Annotated in this window: 17 protein-coding genes; 6 read left to right on the top strand and 11 right to left on the bottom strand. The window is 32.2% G+C overall.

Translation table 11 applies throughout. From position 1 onward, the window contains the following. Positions 1-11: 11 nt before the first annotated feature. The gene (locus NH26_RS05450; protein WP_052431820.1) at positions 12-656 is read right to left on the bottom strand and encodes a DUF1684 domain-containing protein; all 645 of its coding nucleotides are present in this window, start codon (positions 654-656) and stop codon (positions 12-14) included. A gap of 160 nt (positions 657-816) precedes the next feature. Here NH26_RS05450 and NH26_RS05445 point away from each other — a divergent pair, with 160 nt between their 5' ends. After that, the gene (locus tag NH26_RS05445) at positions 817-1,179 is read left to right on the top strand and encodes an HIRAN domain-containing protein (protein ID WP_044219239.1); all 363 of its coding nucleotides are present in this window, start codon (positions 817-819) and stop codon (positions 1,177-1,179) included. Here the strand turns inward: NH26_RS05445 and NH26_RS05440 are convergent. Next, positions 1,176-3,659, bottom strand: a complete 2,484-nt coding sequence (locus NH26_RS05440) for a type ISP restriction/modification enzyme (RefSeq protein WP_044219241.1) — start codon at positions 3,657-3,659, stop codon at positions 1,176-1,178. The genes NH26_RS05445 and NH26_RS05440 overlap by 4 nt on opposite strands. Before the next feature lie 207 nt (positions 3,660-3,866). Between NH26_RS05440 and polA the strand changes: the two genes are divergently transcribed. Further along, positions 3,867-6,653, top strand: coding sequence for a DNA polymerase I (gene polA, locus NH26_RS05435; protein ID WP_044219244.1), 2,787 nt, complete (start codon positions 3,867-3,869; stop codon positions 6,651-6,653). Position 6,654: 1 nt separating this feature from the next. Next, a complete protein-coding gene (locus NH26_RS05430) occupies positions 6,655-7,542 on the top strand; it encodes a geranylgeranylglycerol-phosphate geranylgeranyltransferase (RefSeq protein WP_052431821.1) in 888 nt (295 codons plus the stop codon). Positions 7,543-7,604: 62 nt separating this feature from the next. Here NH26_RS05430 and NH26_RS05425 read toward each other — a convergent pair whose 3' ends face one another. From NH26_RS05425 to NH26_RS05410, 4 genes are all read right to left on the bottom strand, one after another. Then, positions 7,605-8,405, bottom strand: coding sequence for a DUF1338 domain-containing protein (locus tag NH26_RS05425; protein WP_044219247.1), 801 nt, complete (start codon positions 8,403-8,405; stop codon positions 7,605-7,607). A gap of 94 nt (positions 8,406-8,499) precedes the next feature. Further along, complete coding sequence (locus tag NH26_RS05420; RefSeq protein ID WP_044219251.1) at positions 8,500-9,912, bottom strand: hypothetical protein; 1,413 nt, start codon at positions 9,910-9,912, stop codon at positions 8,500-8,502. 85 nt (positions 9,913-9,997) lie between these two features. Further along, positions 9,998-10,390: a 30S ribosome-binding factor RbfA gene (gene rbfA, locus NH26_RS05415; RefSeq protein ID WP_044219253.1), complete on the bottom strand. Its 393-nt coding sequence runs from the start codon at positions 10,388-10,390 to the stop codon at positions 9,998-10,000. 132 nt (positions 10,391-10,522) lie between these two features. Then, positions 10,523-11,848: a DUF3137 domain-containing protein gene (locus NH26_RS05410; protein WP_044219254.1), complete on the bottom strand. Its 1,326-nt coding sequence runs from the start codon at positions 11,846-11,848 to the stop codon at positions 10,523-10,525. Between the two features lie 113 nt (positions 11,849-11,961). On the opposite strand from NH26_RS05410, the gene NH26_RS05405 reads away from it, so the two are divergent. The 3 genes from NH26_RS05405 to NH26_RS05395 are packed head-to-tail and all read left to right on the top strand — an operon-like array spanning position 11,962 to position 14,630. Continuing rightward, positions 11,962-12,957: a glycosyltransferase family 9 protein gene (locus NH26_RS05405; protein WP_044219255.1), complete on the top strand. Its 996-nt coding sequence runs from the start codon at positions 11,962-11,964 to the stop codon at positions 12,955-12,957. A 33-nt stretch (positions 12,958-12,990) separates the two neighbouring features. After that, the gene (locus tag NH26_RS05400) at positions 12,991-14,073 is read left to right on the top strand and encodes an aminotransferase class V-fold PLP-dependent enzyme (protein WP_044219257.1); all 1,083 of its coding nucleotides are present in this window, start codon (positions 12,991-12,993) and stop codon (positions 14,071-14,073) included. Positions 14,074-14,132: 59 nt separating this feature from the next. Then, positions 14,133-14,630: a hypothetical protein gene (locus NH26_RS05395; protein WP_044219258.1), complete on the top strand. Its 498-nt coding sequence runs from the start codon at positions 14,133-14,135 to the stop codon at positions 14,628-14,630. A 9-nt stretch (positions 14,631-14,639) separates the two neighbouring features. Here NH26_RS05395 and bla read toward each other — a convergent pair whose 3' ends face one another. From bla to NH26_RS05370, 5 genes are all read right to left on the bottom strand, one after another. After that, entirely contained in the window at positions 14,640-15,365 is a 726-nt protein-coding gene (bla, locus tag NH26_RS05390; RefSeq protein ID WP_044219260.1) for a subclass B1 metallo-beta-lactamase, read from the bottom strand. Between the two features lie 121 nt (positions 15,366-15,486). Further along, positions 15,487-16,950, bottom strand: coding sequence for an NAD-dependent succinate-semialdehyde dehydrogenase (locus NH26_RS05385; protein ID WP_044219262.1), 1,464 nt, complete (start codon positions 16,948-16,950; stop codon positions 15,487-15,489). A gap of 123 nt (positions 16,951-17,073) precedes the next feature. Beyond that, positions 17,074-17,784: a DUF4328 domain-containing protein gene (locus NH26_RS05380; RefSeq protein WP_084812068.1), complete on the bottom strand. Its 711-nt coding sequence runs from the start codon at positions 17,782-17,784 to the stop codon at positions 17,074-17,076. Positions 17,785-17,907: 123 nt separating this feature from the next. Continuing rightward, positions 17,908-19,161 (bottom strand): nucleoside permease, encoded by a 1,254-nt coding sequence (locus NH26_RS05375; protein ID WP_044219265.1) that lies wholly within the window; start codon positions 19,159-19,161, stop codon positions 17,908-17,910. A 370-nt stretch (positions 19,162-19,531) separates the two neighbouring features. Continuing rightward, positions 19,532-20,755, bottom strand: coding sequence for a DUF5723 family protein (locus NH26_RS05370; RefSeq protein ID WP_044219267.1), 1,224 nt, complete (start codon positions 20,753-20,755; stop codon positions 19,532-19,534). Positions 20,756-21,078: the final 323 nt, after the last annotated feature.

The raw sequence follows: 21,078 nt of genomic DNA, 5'->3' as shown, positions 1-21,078 counted from the left end.
GAAATCTAGATTTAGTGATTTTCTTTAAATCTTTTTTCACCTGCTTTTATTTCAACATTTATCATATTTTCAAAAGGAGGTAGAGGACAGTCAAAATCATCATTGTAAGCACAATAAGGACTGTATGCTGTATTGAAATCAATATACGTTTGCATCTGACCTTTTTTAATTCCATGTAATTCTATATATCGACCTGCACCATATGTTTCTGAATCTGCTGTCAAATCTCTGAAAATAACCATGAGCAGATCTTTAGTAGTAGGAGTAGGAAGAACAGCCTTTAATAAGGTTAATTTTACTGTTTCACCATTAATATTAAATGTAGCAATACAAGACTTATAGTATTCTCTTGCTTTTTCTTTCGTAGTTGCAATTCTTAATTTATCAGGTGATTCTGCCCAATCTAATTGAGCATTTACTCTATAGTTAAAATCAACAGGATAGTAGTTAAGTGATTCAAATTGAGCAATATCTACATCCTTTAAGGGACTTTCCTTTTTATTCCTAAAGACCTTGTTTTTATCTTCTCTTTCCTTCAATATGCGTTCTGAATACTTATTTTGACCTTCAGATGATTTTGAAGAAAAAAAAGAATTTGCCAAATAACCAAGAATAGCTACAGCGATGATAATCTTTAGAATTGATGTGGTTTTCATCTATTTAATTAAATTTTTGATGTTCTGATGTAAAATTAAAATATAAATATTCTTATAAAACATTTATAGGTAATTATTTTATTGGACAATACCATTAAAAAATTGTATATTGCAAATATATACACTGTCTGAACTCTAATTAACTATACCCTATATAATCATGATGGTTAAATCTAACCACGCTAACAATTTAATTGACAATGTCTCTAAGGAGTTATTGTTTGAAGGCTATCTCTCTGGTTTTCGATATTATTCTGCAACTGATCAGGAGTGGGAGATAATGCGTCAGAATTTAAAGTTAATTCGTCATACAACAAATGTACATGATGAAAATGCTATTGCCGTATTTGCCAATTCTAAAATGATAGGATACGTGCCTAAAACACATAGCAAAAAAATAGCTTCGTATATTGATAAAGGAGATAATATTATCCCTGAGTTAGTAAATGTAAATCCTTCTGCAGAAGCACAAGAGAAAGTGTACTTTAAAATTTGGAACTATAAAGTAAACCTCCAAGCTTAAGTCCTTTTTCTTAATCTAAGTACAGCCTTTTTATTTTCAAACAACTCCTCTGGCATAACTTCAATTAATTTTACTTGTATTTGAGATTGCATCTCTATACTTTTTATTAATTCAATCATTTTTACCTCTGAGACTTTCTCCTGATAGAACTTTCTTAATGATCTATTGAGTGGTTTTCTCTCTTTATATTGTTGTGCAATTAAGTCTATCAAAGATAAGTTTCCCCATTTTAATTCATTTTGCAATAAATGTATGTTTCTGATAAACTGCTTGCTGTTTATTTTGAGATCAGTTTCTTTATTGAAATCATCATTTTCAATCACTTCCAAAAGAATGTCTTGATGATTTAGTTGTATGGTATTTTGATATAATTTTTTACCAATCTTTGCCCATTTCCAAAAGTCATCTAATAAAGGAATCCTCGGAGGCATAGCAATCAATTCTTTTTGATAATCTGATTGATATTTTTCGTGATGAAGTAGGCTTATGCAATAATAAAATATATTTTCTTTAGTTAATTCTGATTCTTTTAACTGACGTTCAATCTGAATTTTCCCTAATTCCTTGATCTCTTTTGATAATCTTGCAATAGAAGTATTAATGTCAGAAATCATTTTTTTCTTCTCTGTAGCCCCTCTATATAATTGTAACATTTTCTCCTGAAGTTTAAGCAAAACTTGTTGGATTTCGTCTAATTCATTTTGATCATCTTGTTGAATATCAATTATTTGATTGGTGTACTTGTGTAAAACAGGAAGACGTTGTGTGTGTCTTCCGATAGTTATGATTTCAGTATCCAATAACTCTTTTATACTTGATACAGTACTTTTCTTACCTGCTTCTGGAAGCCTCGGAAGGTAATATTGTTTAAATCTATAAAGTGCCCAATCAGTAATATTTTCTTGATAAGACCCATCTGCTTTATAAATTTTATAGGGAAGAAGGTTACTTTGATGTTTTCTTTCAAAAAAATCACCAAGTACGCAGGTATTGACTAACGTAATATTAAACCCAAAAGAGGAGTTAGTCCCAATACAAATAGTTGGATTGTTTTGTTCTAAACCAAATTTCTGAAGTGCATTCCAAGCTTTGTGATCACTTTCATTTATGTAACTCCATTTTTTAACAAAAGGCTTTTGAAAGGCTTTAATATATACTTCTTTATACTTGTTTTTCTCTGCATTGGCTATCACACTTTGTCCATTTTGTGAGTGCTGTTCCTTCTGAAAATCAAGTACTTTTTGATGGAGGATTTTTTTATTGAAATCTGTTCCCCAAGATTTATTTTTAAGAGGTACAGGGTTAACAGTATCTTGAAATATACTTTTTTCTTTATCAGAATACATACATAAAAATTTACTGTATTCATCAGAAGATAAAGTAATCCAATCTCCAGAGTCTCTATTAATTTCTGAGAAATCTTCTAGGTAACTGGGAGCATAGTATATCCCGTCAAAATCATTTTCTTTATCGAAAATAAAGCAATAGACTAACTGTTGAGAATAAGGATGTGCCTGAATGTAGACTCTATGGCAAATTTCGGATACTTTTTGTCTCCAAAATTTATATTCTGGAGCAGCTGCTAAAGAATGATCTCCTCTAATGACTAAAATGCCATTATTCCCCAATCGTTTTTGTGCCCACAGAAGCCAATAGGATACAGGGTTTCTTTTTTGATCACCAGAAAAAACCTTTTTTACCTTAGAAGTCCATTCTTTGTGAGCACTTCTATTACCTAAAGACATTTGTTGAATTGTACCAAAAACAATTTGAACAGGTTCTCTATTTAAATTGATTAATTTGTCCAGATTAGAATCCTCTTCCTTAAACTCAAAGTGTGTTTGTCCTTTTGGTTGAATATCCGTAAAACTAAGGCTATTACCATAAGATCTTTTTGAGGCTGGTACACAAACGGCACACCAATAATAGACCAAAAGATCATAACAAACTATGGTATTGGATTGTGACTCATTATCTAAAAAAGGAGGTAAGGTAAATGAGGGGTAAAGATATTGAGCATTTTTACCAGCATTATTTAAATGTTTTTTCATTAATGATTTAAACATTCCATTAAAATATGCGGGTAGTTCTTCTCCTTCTTCACGTCCCATTAATTGGGTATAGATTTCTTTTTTATCACTTCCATTTTCTACAAGAATATTAATTTTCTCATACAACTGATGGATAGAATCTGAAAAGACCTCCTTCTCATTTAATTTTTGATAGATTTCATCAAAAGCTTGGTGAATGGGATCAGCATTTAATTCCAATAATTCAGATGGTGAAAACAAAAGTGAGGACACGCTATCAGCGACAATGTGCTCACTCATCATTTTTAATAAATCATCTACATGAAAAGTAGGGAAAAATGACTTTTTAAATGTTTTTATCAAATGATTACCTAGAAGTGCAACCTCATTTTTAAAGTTGCCTGCAAAAAGTAATTGTTGCTGAATATTTTGAATTGCTTCTCCTATCAAGGTCTAATTGTTTTTGTCACAAAGTAGTTTCAAATGGCAAATAAAATGAATTAGTTTGATTTGGAGTAGAGAATGGTCAACAATTAAAATTCATTTGTGATAATCCATCAAAATACCTCTCATCTTTGTATATTCGCAACAATAAAAATTCGACAAGTAACATCTTTTTAATAAACTACTGTTCTTGTTATTTGAACTAATAAATTTATGAAAAAATTATTTCTGCTTGATGGCATGGCACTAATCTTTCGTGCTCACTTTGCATTAATTCGAAATCCAAGAATTAACTCTAAAGGAGTGAACACAAGTGCACCAATGGGTTTTGTGAATTCATTATTAGAAATTCTCAAAAAGCAGGAACCTACACATATAGCCGTTTCTTTTGATTTGCCCGCTCCAACTTTCAGACACGAAATGTACAAAGAGTATAAAGCAAACAGACAAGAAACTCCAGAAGATATTTCGATTGCTATTCCTATTGTCAAACAAATTGTGGATGCGTTCAATATCCCAAGATTAGAATTAGCAGGTTTTGAAGCTGATGATGTGATTGGAACAATTGCAAAAAAAGCTTCAGGAGCAGGTTTTCAGACTTATATGATGACTCCCGATAAGGATTATGCACAGTTAGTTGATGAAAACACTTTTCTATACAGACCGTCGACAAAAGGAGGGATAGAAGTTCTTGGACCTAAAGAAGTATTAGAAAAATTTGATCTTGATCGTGTAGATCAGGTGATAGATCTTTTAGGATTACAAGGAGATGCTGTAGATAATATTCCAGGTGTTCCCGGAGTGGGCCCTAAAACAGCTTGTAAGCTTCTTAAGGAGTATTCAACTGTAGAAGGAATAATTGAAAATGTTGATCAGTTAAAAGGCAAGTTAAAAGAACGTGTCTCTGAGAACCGTGATCAAGCCATCCTTTCGAAAGAATTGGCAACAATTAAATTAGATGTTCCAGTAGCATTTAACGAAGATCAGTTACTTCTTAAAGAACCAAATAAAGAGGAATTAGTAAAGATTTTTAATGATCTTGAATTCAAAACTCTCCTGAAAAGGGTTTTCCCTGGAGAAGCACCCAAAAAAGTAGCACCAAAACCGGGTGAGCAAACGTCATTATTTGGTGGTGCAGCTCCTGCAGCAAAAGCAGTGCAAGAGGAAGTAGTAGAAGAAATTGAAATACCAATTGATACTATCAACTCAGTGGCTAAAAATTATAGATTAATAGATTCAGAGGAGAGGTATCAAGAACTTGTTGAATACTTATCAAAACAGAGCGAGTTTGCGTTTGATACAGAAACTACATCCTTAGATTCTTTATTAGCCGAAGCAGTAGGAGTTTCTTTTTCAGCAAAAAAAGACGAAGCTTACTATGTTCCTCTAACTTTAGACAAAGAAAAAGATCAAAAAATATTAGCTCATTTTAAAGATTTATTTTTGAATGAGAAGATCCTTAAAATAGGTCAGAATTTAAAGTATGATATTCAGGTTTTAGACAATTTAGGGATTGCTGTAAAGGGGCCATTTTTTGATACCATGTTGGCACATTACTTAATTGAGCCAGACAAACGTCATGGTATGGATACCCTGTCAGAACATTACCTAAACTATAAACCGGTATCTATTGAGACGATACTTGGAAAGAAAGGTAAGAAACAAAAAAACATGCGCGATATACCTTTTACAGAGGTATATGAGTATGCATGTGAAGATGCAGATGTTACTCTGCAATTAAAATATGCCCTTGAAAGTCAGTTGAAAGAGAAAGATGCAGAATCTTTATTTTATGACTTAGAAATGCCAGTAATGGAAACTTTAAGGGTGATGGAAAAAGAGGGTGTTAACTTGGATGTTCCATCTTTAGAAACCTATTCTGTTACCTTAGCAGATGAAATTGTTCAACTCGAAAAAGATATTTACGATTTAGCAGGTGAAGAGTTTACTATTTCTTCTCCTAAACAATTGGGTATAGTATTATTCGAGAAAATGAAATTGGTGGATAAGCCTAAAAAGACAAAAACAGGTCAGTACGCCACTGGTGAAGAAATTCTTCAGGGATTAAGACAACATGATATAGTAGGGAAAATCTTAGATTTCCGTCAGCTAAATAAATTAAAAAGTACTTATGTAGATGCCCTTCCTAAATTGATAAAAGAAGATGGAAGAGTGCATACTACTTACAATCAAGCGGTTGCTGCAACAGGGCGACTGTCTTCTACTGACCCTAACTTACAAAATATTCCTATTCGTTCTTCGAGAGGAAAAGAAATTAGAAAAGCATTTGTAGCTAGGGATGAGGATCATGTATTTATGGCTGTCGATTATTCTCAAGTAGAATTAAGAATTATGGCAGCATTTAGTAATGATCAAGAGATGATCAATGCTTTTAAAGCTAAAAAGGATATCCATACTGCTACTGCAGCCAAGGTATTTAAAGTGGCAGAACAGGAGGTAGATTCTGATATGAGAAGAAAGGCAAAAACTGCCAATTTTGGAATTATATATGGTGTTTCAGCTTTCGGATTATCTCAACAATTAGATATTCCAAGATCAGAGGCCAAACAACTTATCGACGCTTATTTTGAAGAATTTCCATCTGTAAAAAAATATATGGATGATGTGATCAATAAAGCTCGTGAGGATGAATTTGTTACCACACTAATGGGGCGTAGAAGATATTTAAGAGATATCAACTCTAGAAACTTTACGGTAAGGGGCATGGCTGAGAGAAACGCTATTAATGCACCAATTCAAGGTACTGCAGCAGATATTATTAAAAAGGCGATGATTGATATTCAACAATGGATGAATACTCAAAATCTCCAATCTAAAATGATTATGCAAGTACATGATGAATTAATTTTCGATGTTCATAAAGACGAATTGGAACTTATGAAGTCTAAAGTGAAAGAATTAATGGAAAATGCCTACGAGATGAAGGTACCTTTAGAGGTAGAAGTAGGAGAAGGCACAAACTGGTTACAAGCGCATTAATATGAGTCAGGCAATTTTACCAAATAAGGAAAAATCGTTTTTTATCGGGATAAAAGACTTTCTTAAGTTAGTCAGGTTTAATAATCTGATGATTATTTTTGTTACTCAATGGTTTGCTAGAATATTTCTAATAGGACCTTTTGAGGAATGGAAATATCATTTGACTGATATTGGGTTTTGGCTGTTGACATTGTCAACCTCATTAATTGCAGCAGCAGGTTATATCATCAATGACTATTATGATATTAAAATTGATGCAGTTAATAAACCAAATAAACAAGTTGTAGGTAAAGTGATGAAAAGGAGGGTGGCGATTTTTACCCACACTATTTTTAACTTTATAGCAATCATGATTGGATTATTTCTATCAAAAGAAATTGGATCCATATTTTTCTTTACTACATTTTGGCTATGGTTATATTCAAATAACTTAAAAAGAAGAGCATTTATTGGTAATATTAGTGTTGCTGCGATGACTTCTATGTCAATTTTTTTAGTCAATATTTATTTTATTGAACATAATAGAGCCGTATATCAATTTGGTCTATTCGCTTTCTTTGTGTCAATCATAAGAGAGGTAATTAAAGATCTTGAAGATAAAGAAGGAGATGCCCAGTTTGGTTGTAAAACACTGCCTATTATTTGGGGTGATAAGAAGACAAAAGTATTTGTTTATTTACTATTCGCGATTTTTGTAATTATGTCAGGAGTGATTATTTCACAAATGACCAATCCATATTTTCAATATTATTTTACTGCTTTATTGTTACCTGCCTTTATTTTGATGGGACTTTTATATAAAGCATCTTCAGTAAAAAACTATCATGACATTAGTAAATGGATTAAGTATTATATGTTAGCAGGTATAATAGGAATGATATTTATCTAAAAATAAAAAAGTACCCCGTTTAACGGGGTACTTAAGTTAGTTAATTGAATTGGTAGAAAAGGTTAGACCGTGGCAACATCAGTACTTTCAAAGATTTTATCTGCAGATGATGCAATAAAGCCTTCGAAAAGTTGCCCGTCTTTCATTGGATATCTTTTAGCAAACTCATAATAACATGAAGGAACTTCATATTCACCTTCAATAAAATTCACTTTTTGCTTATCGGCTAGAATAGACGATTGTTGTAATAATTGCTTTTTAGAACCTTTGATTTCCCCGCCAGAAGTATTCATTGAGAATCCATTCTCTTTGATGAAATCATTTACTGATTCTAATGTCTCAAAATTCTTTAATTTGTTGACATAAATAGTAAAATGATTCGCTCTGAATCCATAAACATACATCCAAGCAGCGTATTCAGATTCTTCGAGGAGTTTTTCATAAACTTTATGTGATGCTGTTCCCCAAGTTCTGCCTTGTAATAGAAGGTCTTCTGTGTTGTATTGATCAATATGTGATATCTCAACACAAGTGTCTGCTACTTCCTGAACAAATTCACTGCAAAGTTCTAACCTAAGTTCTGAGATAAAGATCTTAGGCATTTTTTTGTCTTCGCGATGTTCTAAGTGGATAGCTTTGAGTTTCTTTGCTTCAAAGGTGTATTCTCCTTTGTACTCGTACCCCATAGCCAAAAATGGTTTAGCTAGTCTCTCTTTATTTACGAGTTCATGATTAAAGGTACGAATAGCGATATGATCATTTTCGATCACTTCGCCTTTTTTCTTGAAAATATCATGAATTTTTGCAGCAGAAGGAGTAACATTTATGTACTTCTGCCATAAAAGGTCAATAATGTTTTTCATGTGTTTATTGGTAGTATGTGTAAATAAAACGTAAATATTACGTTTATAGCTCAAATATACGCACAGAAATTAAACACCAAAATAAAAGAACAAATTATTTTATTCTTTTATAGATAATAACATCATTCTCTGTAGTAATCTCTTTGTATTGTTGTTTTATAATACTTAAATAAGATAATACATGAGCACCTTTACCGTTTAAATCTACGATGGCGTCAGGCATATCCTCTTCAAAAGAATTATATATTGATCTGATTTCATCATAAGAATCAATTCGATCAAATATTCGATTACTTACTTCCCAATTAAGGTAGCCTGTAGCTAGTTTTTTTCCTTTGAGATAGTTAAAATCATCTCCAAAAACAATGACTCTTTCTCCCAATTCATCCAATCCGTTTACTTCAACAGATAAAGCCCCTTCATAAGGAGAAGTTAGTTTTTTAGGGATGAAATTGAAAGCAGTTGCATACATTATCGCTAATAGCGTAAAAGTGTAAAAGAAGATTGTTATTTCTCCAATTAGGCTTTTTCTAATCATTAATAATTCGTGTGCTGTAAAAAATGCAATGGCGGGTACGAATAAAATTAATTGGAAAGTAGTAGTGTATATCGAGAAAAATAAACTTAATAAAGCGGTAATAACCCAAATCAACATTACTTGCTGAATAGCTTGTTGAGAATTAATAAACGCATTATATGAAAAAGTCCTAAATGATCCGAAAATAAACATTAAGAGAGGGAAGCCTAATAATATGAGGACTTGATCCCAGCTTTGTATAAAATCATGATCATTCCAGCCAATAGACATAATACTTGCCTGTATAAAACTCTCTAACGCTTGATTGTAAAATAAAAATACGAGATAAGCACCCCAAACTAAAGAAAATCCAATGAGGGCTAATAATAAACGTTGGAATGATGAAACTCTAAAGGTTGCTAAAGCAAAAATACCCATCAATAGAAAAGAAAAGCTAGGTAAATAAGCTAAAGCGGCTAATCCAAAAAATACACCTGTATTAAGAATACTTTGTTCTGTATCTGTTCTTTCCATTCTTAATAAGCTTCTCAAACCAATCAAAAGGAAAGTAAGAGATATTAAGGTGGGAGATAAGGTCATGAAATCGAAACTAAAATTAGATGCGATTAGATAGATAAACCCGGGAATAAATGTTTTTTGTTTATATGCTTCACTTCTGTTCATCATGGAATTGAACATGATGGATTGAATTGAAGTTAAAAAGGCAGCAATAGCAAAGTAGACCGCTCTACTTCCTCCAAGAAATTTAGCAGCAAACCAATAAATACCAGCAGACAATGGGGCTACATTATCCCATACATCTCTGTACATTGCTTTTCCTTCGGCTAATTTTGCTCCTAATGTGAGCCAATGAATTTCTTCTGTTAATAGTGGAATATCACTAAGCCAAATAGGAAGTCGAATGATTACAAGTAGAATGAAAATAAAAATGACTCTTAACGGGTCGTTAATCTTAAAAAATGAAAGCATACTAAATGTAAATCAAAAAATGGTTTGCAGTAAGATCATGTTTGAGTCAAGAGACTCAAACATGATATATAATTTAAGGATTTATTTATCTTGTGTAGATATCATCCTCCTCATCATCTCCTTTATCTTCAGGAATATCTAGATCTTTGAATAAATCTTCGATTTTTTCAGCTTCTTCAGAGGTATTATCATAGTAGAATCTTAATTCTGGAATAATCCTCGCTTGATGGCGAATTCGCTGTGCTAATATTTTTCTAATTGATTTATTCTGCTTATCGATTTCTTTCACTTTAGCTTCTGGATTTTTTTCCAATAAGAAGCTCAAATAGACTTTTGCAAGTCCTAAATCTGGTGAAATTTCAACTTGAGTTACAGTAATGAACGTACCACCGAACATTGCTACAGAGTTTTGTTGAAAGATTTCGCCAAGATCTTTTTGAATTAATCTTGAAAATTTATGTTGTCTTTTACTATCCATGTTATGTAAAATGTCAATTCTTTATTGAAATCGAAGATTAGACGGAATAACCTTCATAAATGAGTTTTAAACCCATAAAATAACTATCATACAAAATTGGGGAAAAATATTGGTATATAAAGCTAATTTATACTATTCTTTCTCCTCGTCTTCATAATTATTATCATTATCAAAATGAATAGGGAGTTGATCGCCCTTTTCACTCATCATTTTTTCAAAATCAAACTCTTCCATATGCTGGGATGGAGAAATATCATCTTCTGACTCTTGTGATGCAGTACCAAATAATTCATCATCTGATTTTTCTAAATGATCACCAAAATCATCTTCCATTTGATCAGCTTCATATTCACCTTCCTCCTCCTCTTCAAAATCGGAAGAGTTCTGTGCATTAAAGTCTAAAACTTCATCTTGGATAAACTCATTTGTTGAACTACCAAAGTTGTTATCGAAACTACTAAAACTCTGTTCTTGATCATTTTGAGGAACAGGGTCATTCAGCGTATGCGCAACAGAAATAAGCATGCTTAAATCTCTATAGATGGATTTTAGAATAAAAGAACGTGTTAGTGAATGAGTGGTATCTACTTTAAATAGCTCTTTTCTAACATCTAAGAAAACATACAAATGTTTCCCCCTTAAGGTACAATTTGCTTTAGCTTTAAAATGATGTGAAATTTCAGATAACTTAGAAATAAAATTATCCTTCAAGGTAACTTCAGCTAATGCTCTATTTTTAGCGTATACCTTAAACTTCTTTCTAAAATTAATATCTCTAATAGGTACATAATTTCCATACCTAGGATCACTTTCTTCTATTAACCTACCAACATGACCCCATTGTTCTTGAATATCATCGTTAAAAACATAAACATCTGTTTTTACTTCTTCTTGTAACTCAAAGATCATGAAGAAACCGTGGAAATAAGTATTATACTTTGGCTCCTGTTCTTTAATCTTATCAAGTACTTTATTTTTCTTAGGAGGTAGTTGTGTTGCCGCTTGTATTTCAGATACCCTCATAGAAGTACCTTCAATCGAGCCAGATATAAGATCATCACCAGTATAAAGATCAGGAATTAAGGGATGGATACCGCTTTTTTTCCATTCATCTAAAGGAATGAATCCTTCAGGATCATAATTTAAGGAAGGATCCATAAACTTCATCATTTCTCTCACCACTAACTCTTTATATTCTATCTCAATAGTATCATCTTGATAGTGTGTTTGAAAATAGGTGTAAGAGAAAAAAGGGGCAAAGATGATCATAAAATACAAACCATAGATATTGATTTGTCCTAAATAGATCAATACCCAGGTGAAAAATAGAAAGAGAAAAGTTAAGCCGCCAAACTGTAATCGTTTGTTATGCATAGCATATCTTTTTTTCTCTAATTCTTCTAACTGATGTTGTATATTTTGTTTAAAGTATTCTTTAAACGAGACAAAAGACTTCATTATTGGTACTGTACATTACGTATTCTATTTGAAGATATGAAATTATTTAATTTAGTAGCCCCTTAGTTGTATTTTAAATTGGAAATTTCAGAATCTTATTAGAATTTTACAGAATGAATAAGTTTTTGGTGATACAAACTGCTTTCATCGGGGATGTGATTATGGCAACTGCCGTAGTAGAAAAACTAATTAAGTTCTACCCTGATGCTGAAATAGATTTTGTTGTGCGTAACGGAAATGAAGGGCTATTGAGAAATAACCCTCATGTAAATGAGGTGATCATTTGGAATAAAAAGGAAAATAAAAATAAAAACCTTTGGAGGGTTTCTATGGAAATCAGACGCCGTAGGTATGATAGAGTTATCAATTTACAAAGATACTTTTCTACGGGTCTCATGACTTTTCTTTCTGGAGCAAAATCTAAGGTAGGTTTTGAACAAAATCCTTTAAGTTCAACTTTTACTATCACAAAACCACATGTGATGGGCGAAGGTAGAGCAGTAGAAAACCACGAAGTAAGCCGTTATTTATCTTTAATTGAAGATATTACTGATAACGTTTTTGTGGGGCCAAAAATGTACCCTAGAGAAATTGATTACGAAAAGGCTCAGTTTCAGAAACCTTATGTAACAATTGCTCCTTCTTCTGTGTGGTATACTAAACAATACCATAAAGACAAATGGGTAGAATTGATTAAAAGAATTCCGGTAGAAATAGCTGTGGTTATGATCGGTGGTCCATCAGACGCTAAATTGTGTGATGAGATTGCTATCGCCGCTGAAAGAGAAGGAATATACAATTGGTCTGGAAAATTTTCATTTTTACAATCTGCAGCCTTAATGAAAGGAGCAGAAATGAATTATGTCAATGATTCCGCTCCTCAGCATATGGCAAGTGCGATGAATGCACCTGTAACTGCTATTTTTTGTTCAACAATTCCTGAGTTAGGTTTCGGACCTTTATCATCTAATTCGAAAATTGTTGAGGTAAAAGAAAAACTTTCTTGTAGACCTTGTGGTTTACATGGTTTAAAAAGTTGTCCAGAAGGGCATTTTAAATGTTCTATGGATATCAATACCGATGAATTACTCTTAGATAACTGGAAATAAGTATATTTCTGTAAAAACTAACAATATAACTTTATGAAAAAATTTCACTTAACAGCAGGGCCAAGTGAATTGTATTTTACAGTGGAACAACATATTCAACAGGCTTTAAAAGAGAATGTTGCAGTAGTTTCACACAGAAGTAAGGCGTTTCAGGATATGTTTGGGTTTACTACATCTCAAGTGCGTGAGATGTTGAATGTTCCTGACAACTACTATATGGTTTTTACAGGATCGGCAACTGAAGTATGGGAGAGATTAGCTCAAAACTGTATTTCTAAAAAAAGTACCCATTTTGTCAATGGATCTTTTTCTACACGTTTTCATCAGTTTGCTGAGGCTTGGGGACATCAAACTCAAAAAATTGAAAAAGAGTTAGGAGAAGGCTTTAACACAAATGACTTTCAGATTGATACGGATAGTGATTTTATTGCTATTACTCAAAATGAAACATCAACAGGTGTGCAATTTCCTCTAGAAGATATTTATAAAATTAGAGAAGAACATCCTGATAAGTTAATTGCTATTGACGCAGTATCTTCTATTCCTTTTGTAGATATTGATCTAACGAAAGTAGATAGTATGTATTTTTCAGTTCAAAAAGGTATGGGAATGCCTGCAGGACTGGGAGTTTGGCTATTTAACGAAAGATGCCTTGAGAGAGCGAAATCACTTAAAGCAAATGGCAGACTTTTAGGAGGTTATCATGATATGTTCACTTTGCTTAAAAATGCAGAGAAAAACATGACTCCTGCAACTCCAAATGCTATTGGTATATACCTTCTTGGTAAAGTCTCAGAGGATCTTCTTCGTCGTAAGATGGAAATCGTAAGAAGTGAAACTGTTTACAAGGCAGGGATGCTTTATGCGGCTATTGAGGAGCATAAAGATTTAGATTATGCTGTGAAAGAGGAGAGAGTTCGTTCAAAAACAGTGATCGTAATTGAAATACTAAACGGACGTTCACCAAAAGATTTCATGTCTTATTTAGAAGGAAATGGATTAGTGATTAGTAGTGGTTATGGACCAAACAAAGCTACTCAAGTCAGAATTTCAAATTTCCCAACACACTCAAAAGAGCTTTATTTCCAATTGATTGATTTAATCAATGCTTGGTAAAGATAGTAAAAGAGGATATCTGATTTTGAAAGGATATCCTCTTTTTATTTTTTAATGCTATGAAAACTACTACAATTACTTGGGGGGATAAAAAAGTCAGTACTCAATTGATTTACACCTTTAGTTCTTTAATTATACTGGGTATTTTGATATACCTAAATATTAATTACGCAGACAGTATAACCCTACAATTTTCTATCAATCTTTTAATGATGATAGCAGCTTTTGGCTTTGTGATGAGTGTTTTACGCTTAGTACGAAACACCAAAGGATATTCATCTATAAGTATTGACGAACAAAATTTGTTGATTCAGAATAGAAGTATTTTCCTGAAAAAAGATTACCAATTGCACCCTTCAGAATTGAAAAGTTTGAGTATTCTTAAGAAGACGAAAAGACTTGATTTCAACAAAAAGAACGAAGAACACTATTTGTTACTTACTAAAAAAAATGATGATGCTTTTGATGTGTTTCCCTACTCTAATATTGCCTTTGATGATTTAAAAGCAATTGTAGGTTGGATCAATCAACAAATTTCGAAAAGTAAGAAAGTCTGAAAAGTGTATTTATTTCGAGAACAACTCGATAGTATAATCTAGTAATTTAGTATCACCTATTGCACCGTGACCAGGAATCACTTTTTTCACAGTTGGATAAGTATCTTTGACCTTTGCTAAAGTGATTGGCCATGCTAAAGTATCAGCGTCTTCTAAGTTCCCTTTTCCTGCGTTTAATGATTTGACTAAACAACCACCAAAAAGGATTTTATCGCTAGGAACATAAGCCACGATATTGTCATTCGTATGCCCTTTACCAAGGTATTTAAATTCAACTTCATGGTCATCGACCATTAGTGTAAGAGAGTCTTTGAAAGCATTTTGTGGAGGAGTAATATGTTTTTTCGATGCACTTAATATGGTTAGATAAGACCCATAGCTTTCGATACCTTTACTATGTAGATAATCTAAACCTCCTAAGCAATCTTTATGGAAATGTGTTGGAATCACTGCTTTAAGTTCAATGTCATTTTCTTGTAGCCATTGATATAATTCAGTAGTATTTTCTTTTCCTGTTGGAGTGTCAATGAGAATCGCTTCTCCATCATCGATAACTAACATGCCATTACAAGCCACTTTACCAAATTGTTCAGTGTCTAAATAGGAAATATGTTGCCATACATGTTCTGATACACCTATTATTTTCAAGTTTTCTGATTGATAGTTCTTAGGATTATCTATCGAACAACTTATAAATAGAATTAATATTATAAAGAAGGTAGTATACGATTTCATTCTGTTAGTTTTTTAGGTATTGTTTAATTACACCCAAAACAATGAAAAGTTTCGGAGAGTGTCAATTAATTGGGTGTTTATTTAAGTATAGTCAAAGCTATAAAATGTTAACCCTATTGACCTAATCAACAGATATGTCTCCAAAACATAAATATTTTATTTCTAAGTATTCATCCATACCGTATTTCGAACCTTCTCTTCCAAAACCGCTTTCTTTAATCCCACCAAATGGAGCTACAGTAGTAGAAATCATTCCTGTATTGATTCCAACCATACCATATTCTAATGCTTCAGCTACTTTCCAAATAAGGGCGTAATCTCTACCGTAAAAATAGGCTGCTAAACCATAAGGTGTGTCATTCGCTAGTTGAATGACTTCTTTTGTGGTTGAAAATTTAAATATTGGAATCACTGGACCAAATATTTCTTCTTCAAAAACTAACATATTTTTGTTGACATCCGTGAGAACGGTAGGAAGATAAATAGAAAAATTTGAATTGGATGTTTTTCCTCCTTCAATGAGTTGTGCCCCATGCGATAACGCATCTTGGATCAAATTATCAACAAAATGAATAGCGTCCTTGTTGATCATTGGACCAATGAGCACCCCTTCCTCAAATCCAGAACCTATTTTTAATTTTTTGACTTCAATACTTAATTTTTTGGTAAACTGATCATAGATATTTTCATGCACGAAGAATCTATTAGAACATACACAGGTTTGTCCTGCATTTCTAAACTTAGAAGCTATTGCACCTTCAACAGCCTTATCAATATCAGCATCTTCAAAAACAATAAAAGGAGCGTTACCTCCTAATTCCATAGAAACCTTTTTTACAGTAGAAGCACAAGATTTTATTAATTCTTTACCTACAGTAGTAGAGCCCGTAAAAGATAACTTTCTGATAATAGGGCTAGAAGTTAACGTTTCACCCACTTCATTAGTTTTCTGGGTAGTTATAATATTCAATACTCCTTTTGGAATACCGGCTCTATGAGCTAATTCAGCTAAGGCTAGAGCAGATAGTGGTGTATTTTTAGCAGGTTTTACAATTACTGCACAGCCAGCGGCTAATGCCGGTGCAACTTTACGGGTAATCATGGCATTAGGGAAATTCCAAGGAGTAATGGCAGCCACAACACCAATAGGTTGTTTAATAGTTACTATTCTTTTATCTCCTTGATGACCAGGTATTGTATCTCCGTATATGCGTTTTGCTTCTTCAGCAAACCATTCAACAAAAGAAGCACCATAAGTAATTTCACCTATTGCTTCCGGTAATGGTTTTCCTTGTTCAAGAGTTAATATCTTTCCTAAATCCTCTTTGTGTTCCGTCATCAAATCGAACCACTTTCTGAGTATAGCCGACCTTTCAGAAGCTGTTTTCTTTTTCCAAGAAGTGAAAGCTGAAGCAGCAGCTTTTATTGCTTCTTCGGTTTCTTTTTTTCCCAAATCAGCAACATCAGCTATTATTTCTTGATTATATGGATTGTAAACAGAGAATGTATGTTGATTACTTGGTGCAACCCATTGTCCATTAATGTATGCATCTGTTTTGAATAAGGCCTTATCAGATAATTTCATGATAATAATTAAGAGGAGTGAAATATTCTGTTTCAAAAATAAAGAATATTTCACTTTTGAGAATAAAAATAAGGCTATTCTAAACTTAAAGAATAGCCTTATTTAATATGAAAATATTTTAACCTATAATGATGGCAATATATTATTTGTTGAAATGTTTAATTCTTCAGCATCAATAGTATCTGTCTCGTAATAAAATTTTTCCATTTTATTGTATTCATTTATATTATAGATAGCCGCTAAACTTGCTATAATGTTGAGAGATTGTGATACGATTATTAAAGTAGCAGTTAGATTTAAATCCCCAACTAGGCCTTCAAAATCAGATACTCTTCCGACAATTTGAGCGAATATATTATTAATTATCCAACAAGCCCACCAAATAATCGGCGCAAATGAATTACTATGAATAACTTTCCCACGTTTTGATAAATATTCAGAAAGTTCTTGAGACATTTCACTCATAATATTCAAAGGTCTAACAAGGTTTAAAAATGGTATAAACCATGCCCATAATGCATCACTTTCATTATATTTTAAATGTGTGATCCTTTGGTTTGCATTGTATGATGCTCTTCTAAACCTCTTGATGAAGAAAATTGCTGTTAAAATCAAACATAAAACTTTAGCAATTTGTCCGAGTGCATTTAAACCAATGAGTCCATTTAAGGTTTCGGAATGTTGATAGACACTTTCTAAAAGATTGATTTCTGAAATAGCACTTTTCAGAAATAGATTGGTCATTATTAATAGTAAGCTTATTACTATAGTTGTGGATAATAATACAATAGTTTGAGTTGCCCTTGATGAATTAGGGCGTAGTTGATTAGTCATAAAAATGGAGTTTAATGAAAGATGAAAAAATTGTTTGCTTATAAATTCAATATAAAAGAAAAGGACAATTCTTGCAAAAATTGTCCTTTAATAGTTGTTGCCTTTAATTAGGTTGATGTTTTTTTAGTGACTAAAATTTTCTACTTCTTTAGGATCATGTTTATGTTTAAACGTGATCGCAAATAAAATAGCTACGACCAGTGAATAGATTGCAAATGCAAGCCAAATTTCTGACCATAAGAAATGCCCTTGTTCGTCTTTGTAAAAATAATCAATCATTACACCAGACACAGAACTACCTAAAATAGCACCAAACCCATTAGTCATCATCATAAATAACCCTTGAGCAGAAGCTCTGATTTTTTCATCAGTTTGAGATTCAACATAAAGAGAACCTGATATATTGAAGAAATCGAAAGCCATACCATAAACGATACAAGAGATGATAATCCAAACAAGTCCATCTCCGGGGTCACCAATGGCAAATAAACCAAATCTCAATACCCAAGCAAACATACTCATTAGCATCACATTTTTAATTCCAAAACGTTTTAAGAAGAATGGAATTGCTAAAATGAAAAGAGTTTCAGATACTTGAGATATAGACATGATGATGGCTGGATATTTTACAGCCAAAAGGTCTTTATATATATCTATTTTAGCAAAATCGTGTAAGAAAGTATCTCCATATGCATTTGTTAATTGCAATGCGGCACCTAGTAACATAGAGAAGATAAAAAACAAAGCCATCTTTCTTTGCTTGAAAAGCTTAAATGCATCAAGTCCTAAAGCTTCGATCATTGATTTATCTGTATGCTCATTGTTTGTGTTACATTTTGGTAAAAAGAAAGCATATACACCTAGAAAGGCAGAGGCTGCGGCTGCAACATAAAACTGAGCGGCAGAAGTTTCAATTTTTAAAAGAGATACAGTCCACATGGCTACAATAAATCCTACAGTACCCCAAACTCTGATAGGAGGGTATACTTTTACGATATCCATGTCATTTTTCTGTAAAGCAGAATAAGCAACAGTAATGGATAAAGAAATTGTAGGCATGTAGAAAATCATATTGATTAACATCACTACAAAAAACATGGATGGAGAAGCAACCTCAGGTAATAGGCATAAAATCACAGCCCCAATGAGATGGAAAATACCTAATAATTTTTCAGCACCAATAAATCTATCAGCTAAAATTCCAGAAATGGCAGGCATAAATATTGAAGCGATACCCATAGTTGAGAAAATTGCCCCAAACTCAGCTCCAGACCATCCTTTGTTTTGGAACCAATAGCCTCCAATAGTAATCAACCAAGCCCCCCAAATGAAGAACTGTAAAAAGTTCATGATGGTTAGGCGTAATTTTAAACTCATATTTTAAATAATGATATTTTTATAAAATGTATTGAATACAAATATAATTTTAATCCTTTATTAAAAATGATGACGAAAGATATATTAAATTAAATATATCTATTGTTTTAATTTATTAACCTCTTTTGTATTAGAAATAGAGCTGATCAAAATTCTCATTAATTAATAAATAATAAAGTGCTCGGAAATGTGATTTTTTTTATGATTAATAAAGGAGTTTACTTTTCAAGTTTATTTATAATTAAAAAGCTTTTATAAAGGAGTAGTAGTAATTAAAATAGGTGATATAAAAGGATTGATATAATCAATTTTGTTCATGAATTGGAAAGTAGTATTGAGTTTGTCTTTGAGTATCAGGGTAGAATAGACCTTACCAAGTAGCTTCCATGATTTTACTTGCTCTAGTTTCTTTTTTGTTGAGATAGTTTTGCTTTACATACCCGAAGTTAAGATTTACACCAATTCTAACCATTAATGACCTATCAGAATCCCATTGTTCTACTACACCAAAAACATTTTCAGTAATTGCATAAGCTTTAATTCCAGGGAAACCTATAGAAGCTGATGCTCCAATTTTTTCTACTCCTGTTCCTTCATTGGTGTAATTGATTCCTAAGCCTAAGAAATCAGCAAATCTTTTGTGCATATTTACAGAGTACTTTAAGTTTAAAATATCCCTGTAATAGCCGCCTCCTACAGTTGCACCAATTAAAAATTTGTGTCCAAAATTATAACTACCCCCTAGAACAAACTGCATAGGAAGAAAGGTGGTAAAGTTTTCATTACTTTCAACAATATTAGAATCATCATTATTGCTTACTGGATACAGATCATCAATTTCGGTGTATTGGTAAGTATCACCCCAATGTATTTGCCCCAAGTTGGTTACTGCAATATCGATCATCCAATGATCAGTAATTTGATATGAAGCTCCAAAATCTAAGGCATAACCATGTCCATTTTTACCCGATTCATAAGAAACTATTCCTTGATTTGTATTTTGAGTACTATCAAGTTCACTTCCACTCACTTTGAGATTGTCTAAACCTTGTAGATACTTGGCATTAAACCCTAGGGTTAATCGGTCTTTAATATTGTAATTAAATCCTATTCCATATTCTCTATAATGATTGATATCTAGTACTTTACTTTCTGTTTGGCTATTACTGAAATTAGTTGGAGTTGATATTTTGTGATCATAGGATAGGAAGGTGGCTTTTTCTCTAGCAAAAAAACTGATACCGACTTTGTCGTTTGTAATGTATATTCCTGCTATATCAAGAACAGCATGGTCTTCTTCTTGTTCTAACTTATTAAGTTCACTGAGTATTTTACTTAAATCAAAATTGCCAGGAAATTCACCTCCATCTATAATTACATCAAAAGGTAAAATGATAGAGTTATTATTTGCATACATACTCGGTAAAACAAAAGTAGTTTTGTATACACTCTTGTGGGCAGGGTTAAGGTGTTGTCTTTGCGGCATATCATTCATAAAATATAGAATACTTTCTTCTTGAGCCTTTAAGACTAAAGGAGAAAAGATCAAGAATAGAAAAATGATAAGAAGATGATATGCTTTTTGGTGCTTCATATTGTAAGAGTATTCATCAAATATAAAGATTGAATTATGAATTTCACAATTAGAATTAGTATAGTTATTTGAGATGTCTTTTTAATAGGGCCAATTAACTATTTCAACATTAAAATGTGGAGGAGTAGTTAACCATCAATTCTATTGATTTCATGGAGAAATTAAGAACGATCATAAAGTATATTCATTAATGGTAAAACATCTTGAAGGTTGTTAAAATTCATTAAATAGTGTATAAATTACATTAATAGTGCTAAATAGATATAGCTATGCTAAATTGTATATCTAATACATACCTATTTTAAATTTACTATTACAAAAAT

The organism is Flammeovirga pacifica (assembly GCF_000807855.2).
Classification (GTDB): Bacteria; Bacteroidota; Bacteroidia; order Cytophagales; family Flammeovirgaceae; genus Flammeovirga; species Flammeovirga pacifica.
Note: the sequence above shows the minus strand (reverse complement) of the source record. Positions and strands in the feature narration are given on the sequence as shown.

Bases quoted from the DNA above. Each gene is read 5' to 3' on its own strand.
- NH26_RS05395 (WP_044219258.1), top strand. From the start codon at position 14,133: ATGAAAACTACTACAATTACTTGGGGGGATAAAAAAGTCAGTACTCAA.
- rbfA (WP_044219253.1), bottom strand. From the start codon at position 10,390: ATGGATAGTAAAAGACAACATAAATTTTCAAGATTAATTCAAAAAGAT.
- NH26_RS05445 (WP_044219239.1), top strand. From the start codon at position 817: ATGATGGTTAAATCTAACCACGCTAACAATTTAATTGACAATGTCTCT.
- NH26_RS05385 (WP_044219262.1), bottom strand. From the start codon at position 16,950: ATGAAATTATCTGATAAGGCCTTATTCAAAACAGATGCATACATTAAT.
- NH26_RS05430 (WP_052431821.1), top strand. From the start codon at position 6,655: ATGAGTCAGGCAATTTTACCAAATAAGGAAAAATCGTTTTTTATCGGG.
- polA (WP_044219244.1), top strand. From the start codon at position 3,867: ATGAAAAAATTATTTCTGCTTGATGGCATGGCACTAATCTTTCGTGCT.
- NH26_RS05370 (WP_044219267.1), bottom strand. From the start codon at position 20,755: ATGAAGCACCAAAAAGCATATCATCTTCTTATCATTTTTCTATTCTTG.
- NH26_RS05400 (WP_044219257.1), top strand. From the start codon at position 12,991: ATGAAAAAATTTCACTTAACAGCAGGGCCAAGTGAATTGTATTTTACA.
- NH26_RS05450 (WP_052431820.1), bottom strand. From the start codon at position 656: ATGAAAACCACATCAATTCTAAAGATTATCATCGCTGTAGCTATTCTT.
- NH26_RS05410 (WP_044219254.1), bottom strand. From the start codon at position 11,848: ATGAAGTCTTTTGTCTCGTTTAAAGAATACTTTAAACAAAATATACAA.
- NH26_RS05380 (WP_084812068.1), bottom strand. From the start codon at position 17,784: ATGACTAATCAACTACGCCCTAATTCATCAAGGGCAACTCAAACTATT.
- NH26_RS05425 (WP_044219247.1), bottom strand. From the start codon at position 8,405: ATGAAAAACATTATTGACCTTTTATGGCAGAAGTACATAAATGTTACT.
- NH26_RS05375 (WP_044219265.1), bottom strand. From the start codon at position 19,161: ATGAGTTTAAAATTACGCCTAACCATCATGAACTTTTTACAGTTCTTC.
- bla (WP_044219260.1), bottom strand. From the start codon at position 15,365: ATGAAATCGTATACTACCTTCTTTATAATATTAATTCTATTTATAAGT.
- NH26_RS05405 (WP_044219255.1), top strand. From the start codon at position 11,962: ATGAATAAGTTTTTGGTGATACAAACTGCTTTCATCGGGGATGTGATT.
- NH26_RS05420 (WP_044219251.1), bottom strand. From the start codon at position 9,912: ATGCTTTCATTTTTTAAGATTAACGACCCGTTAAGAGTCATTTTTATT.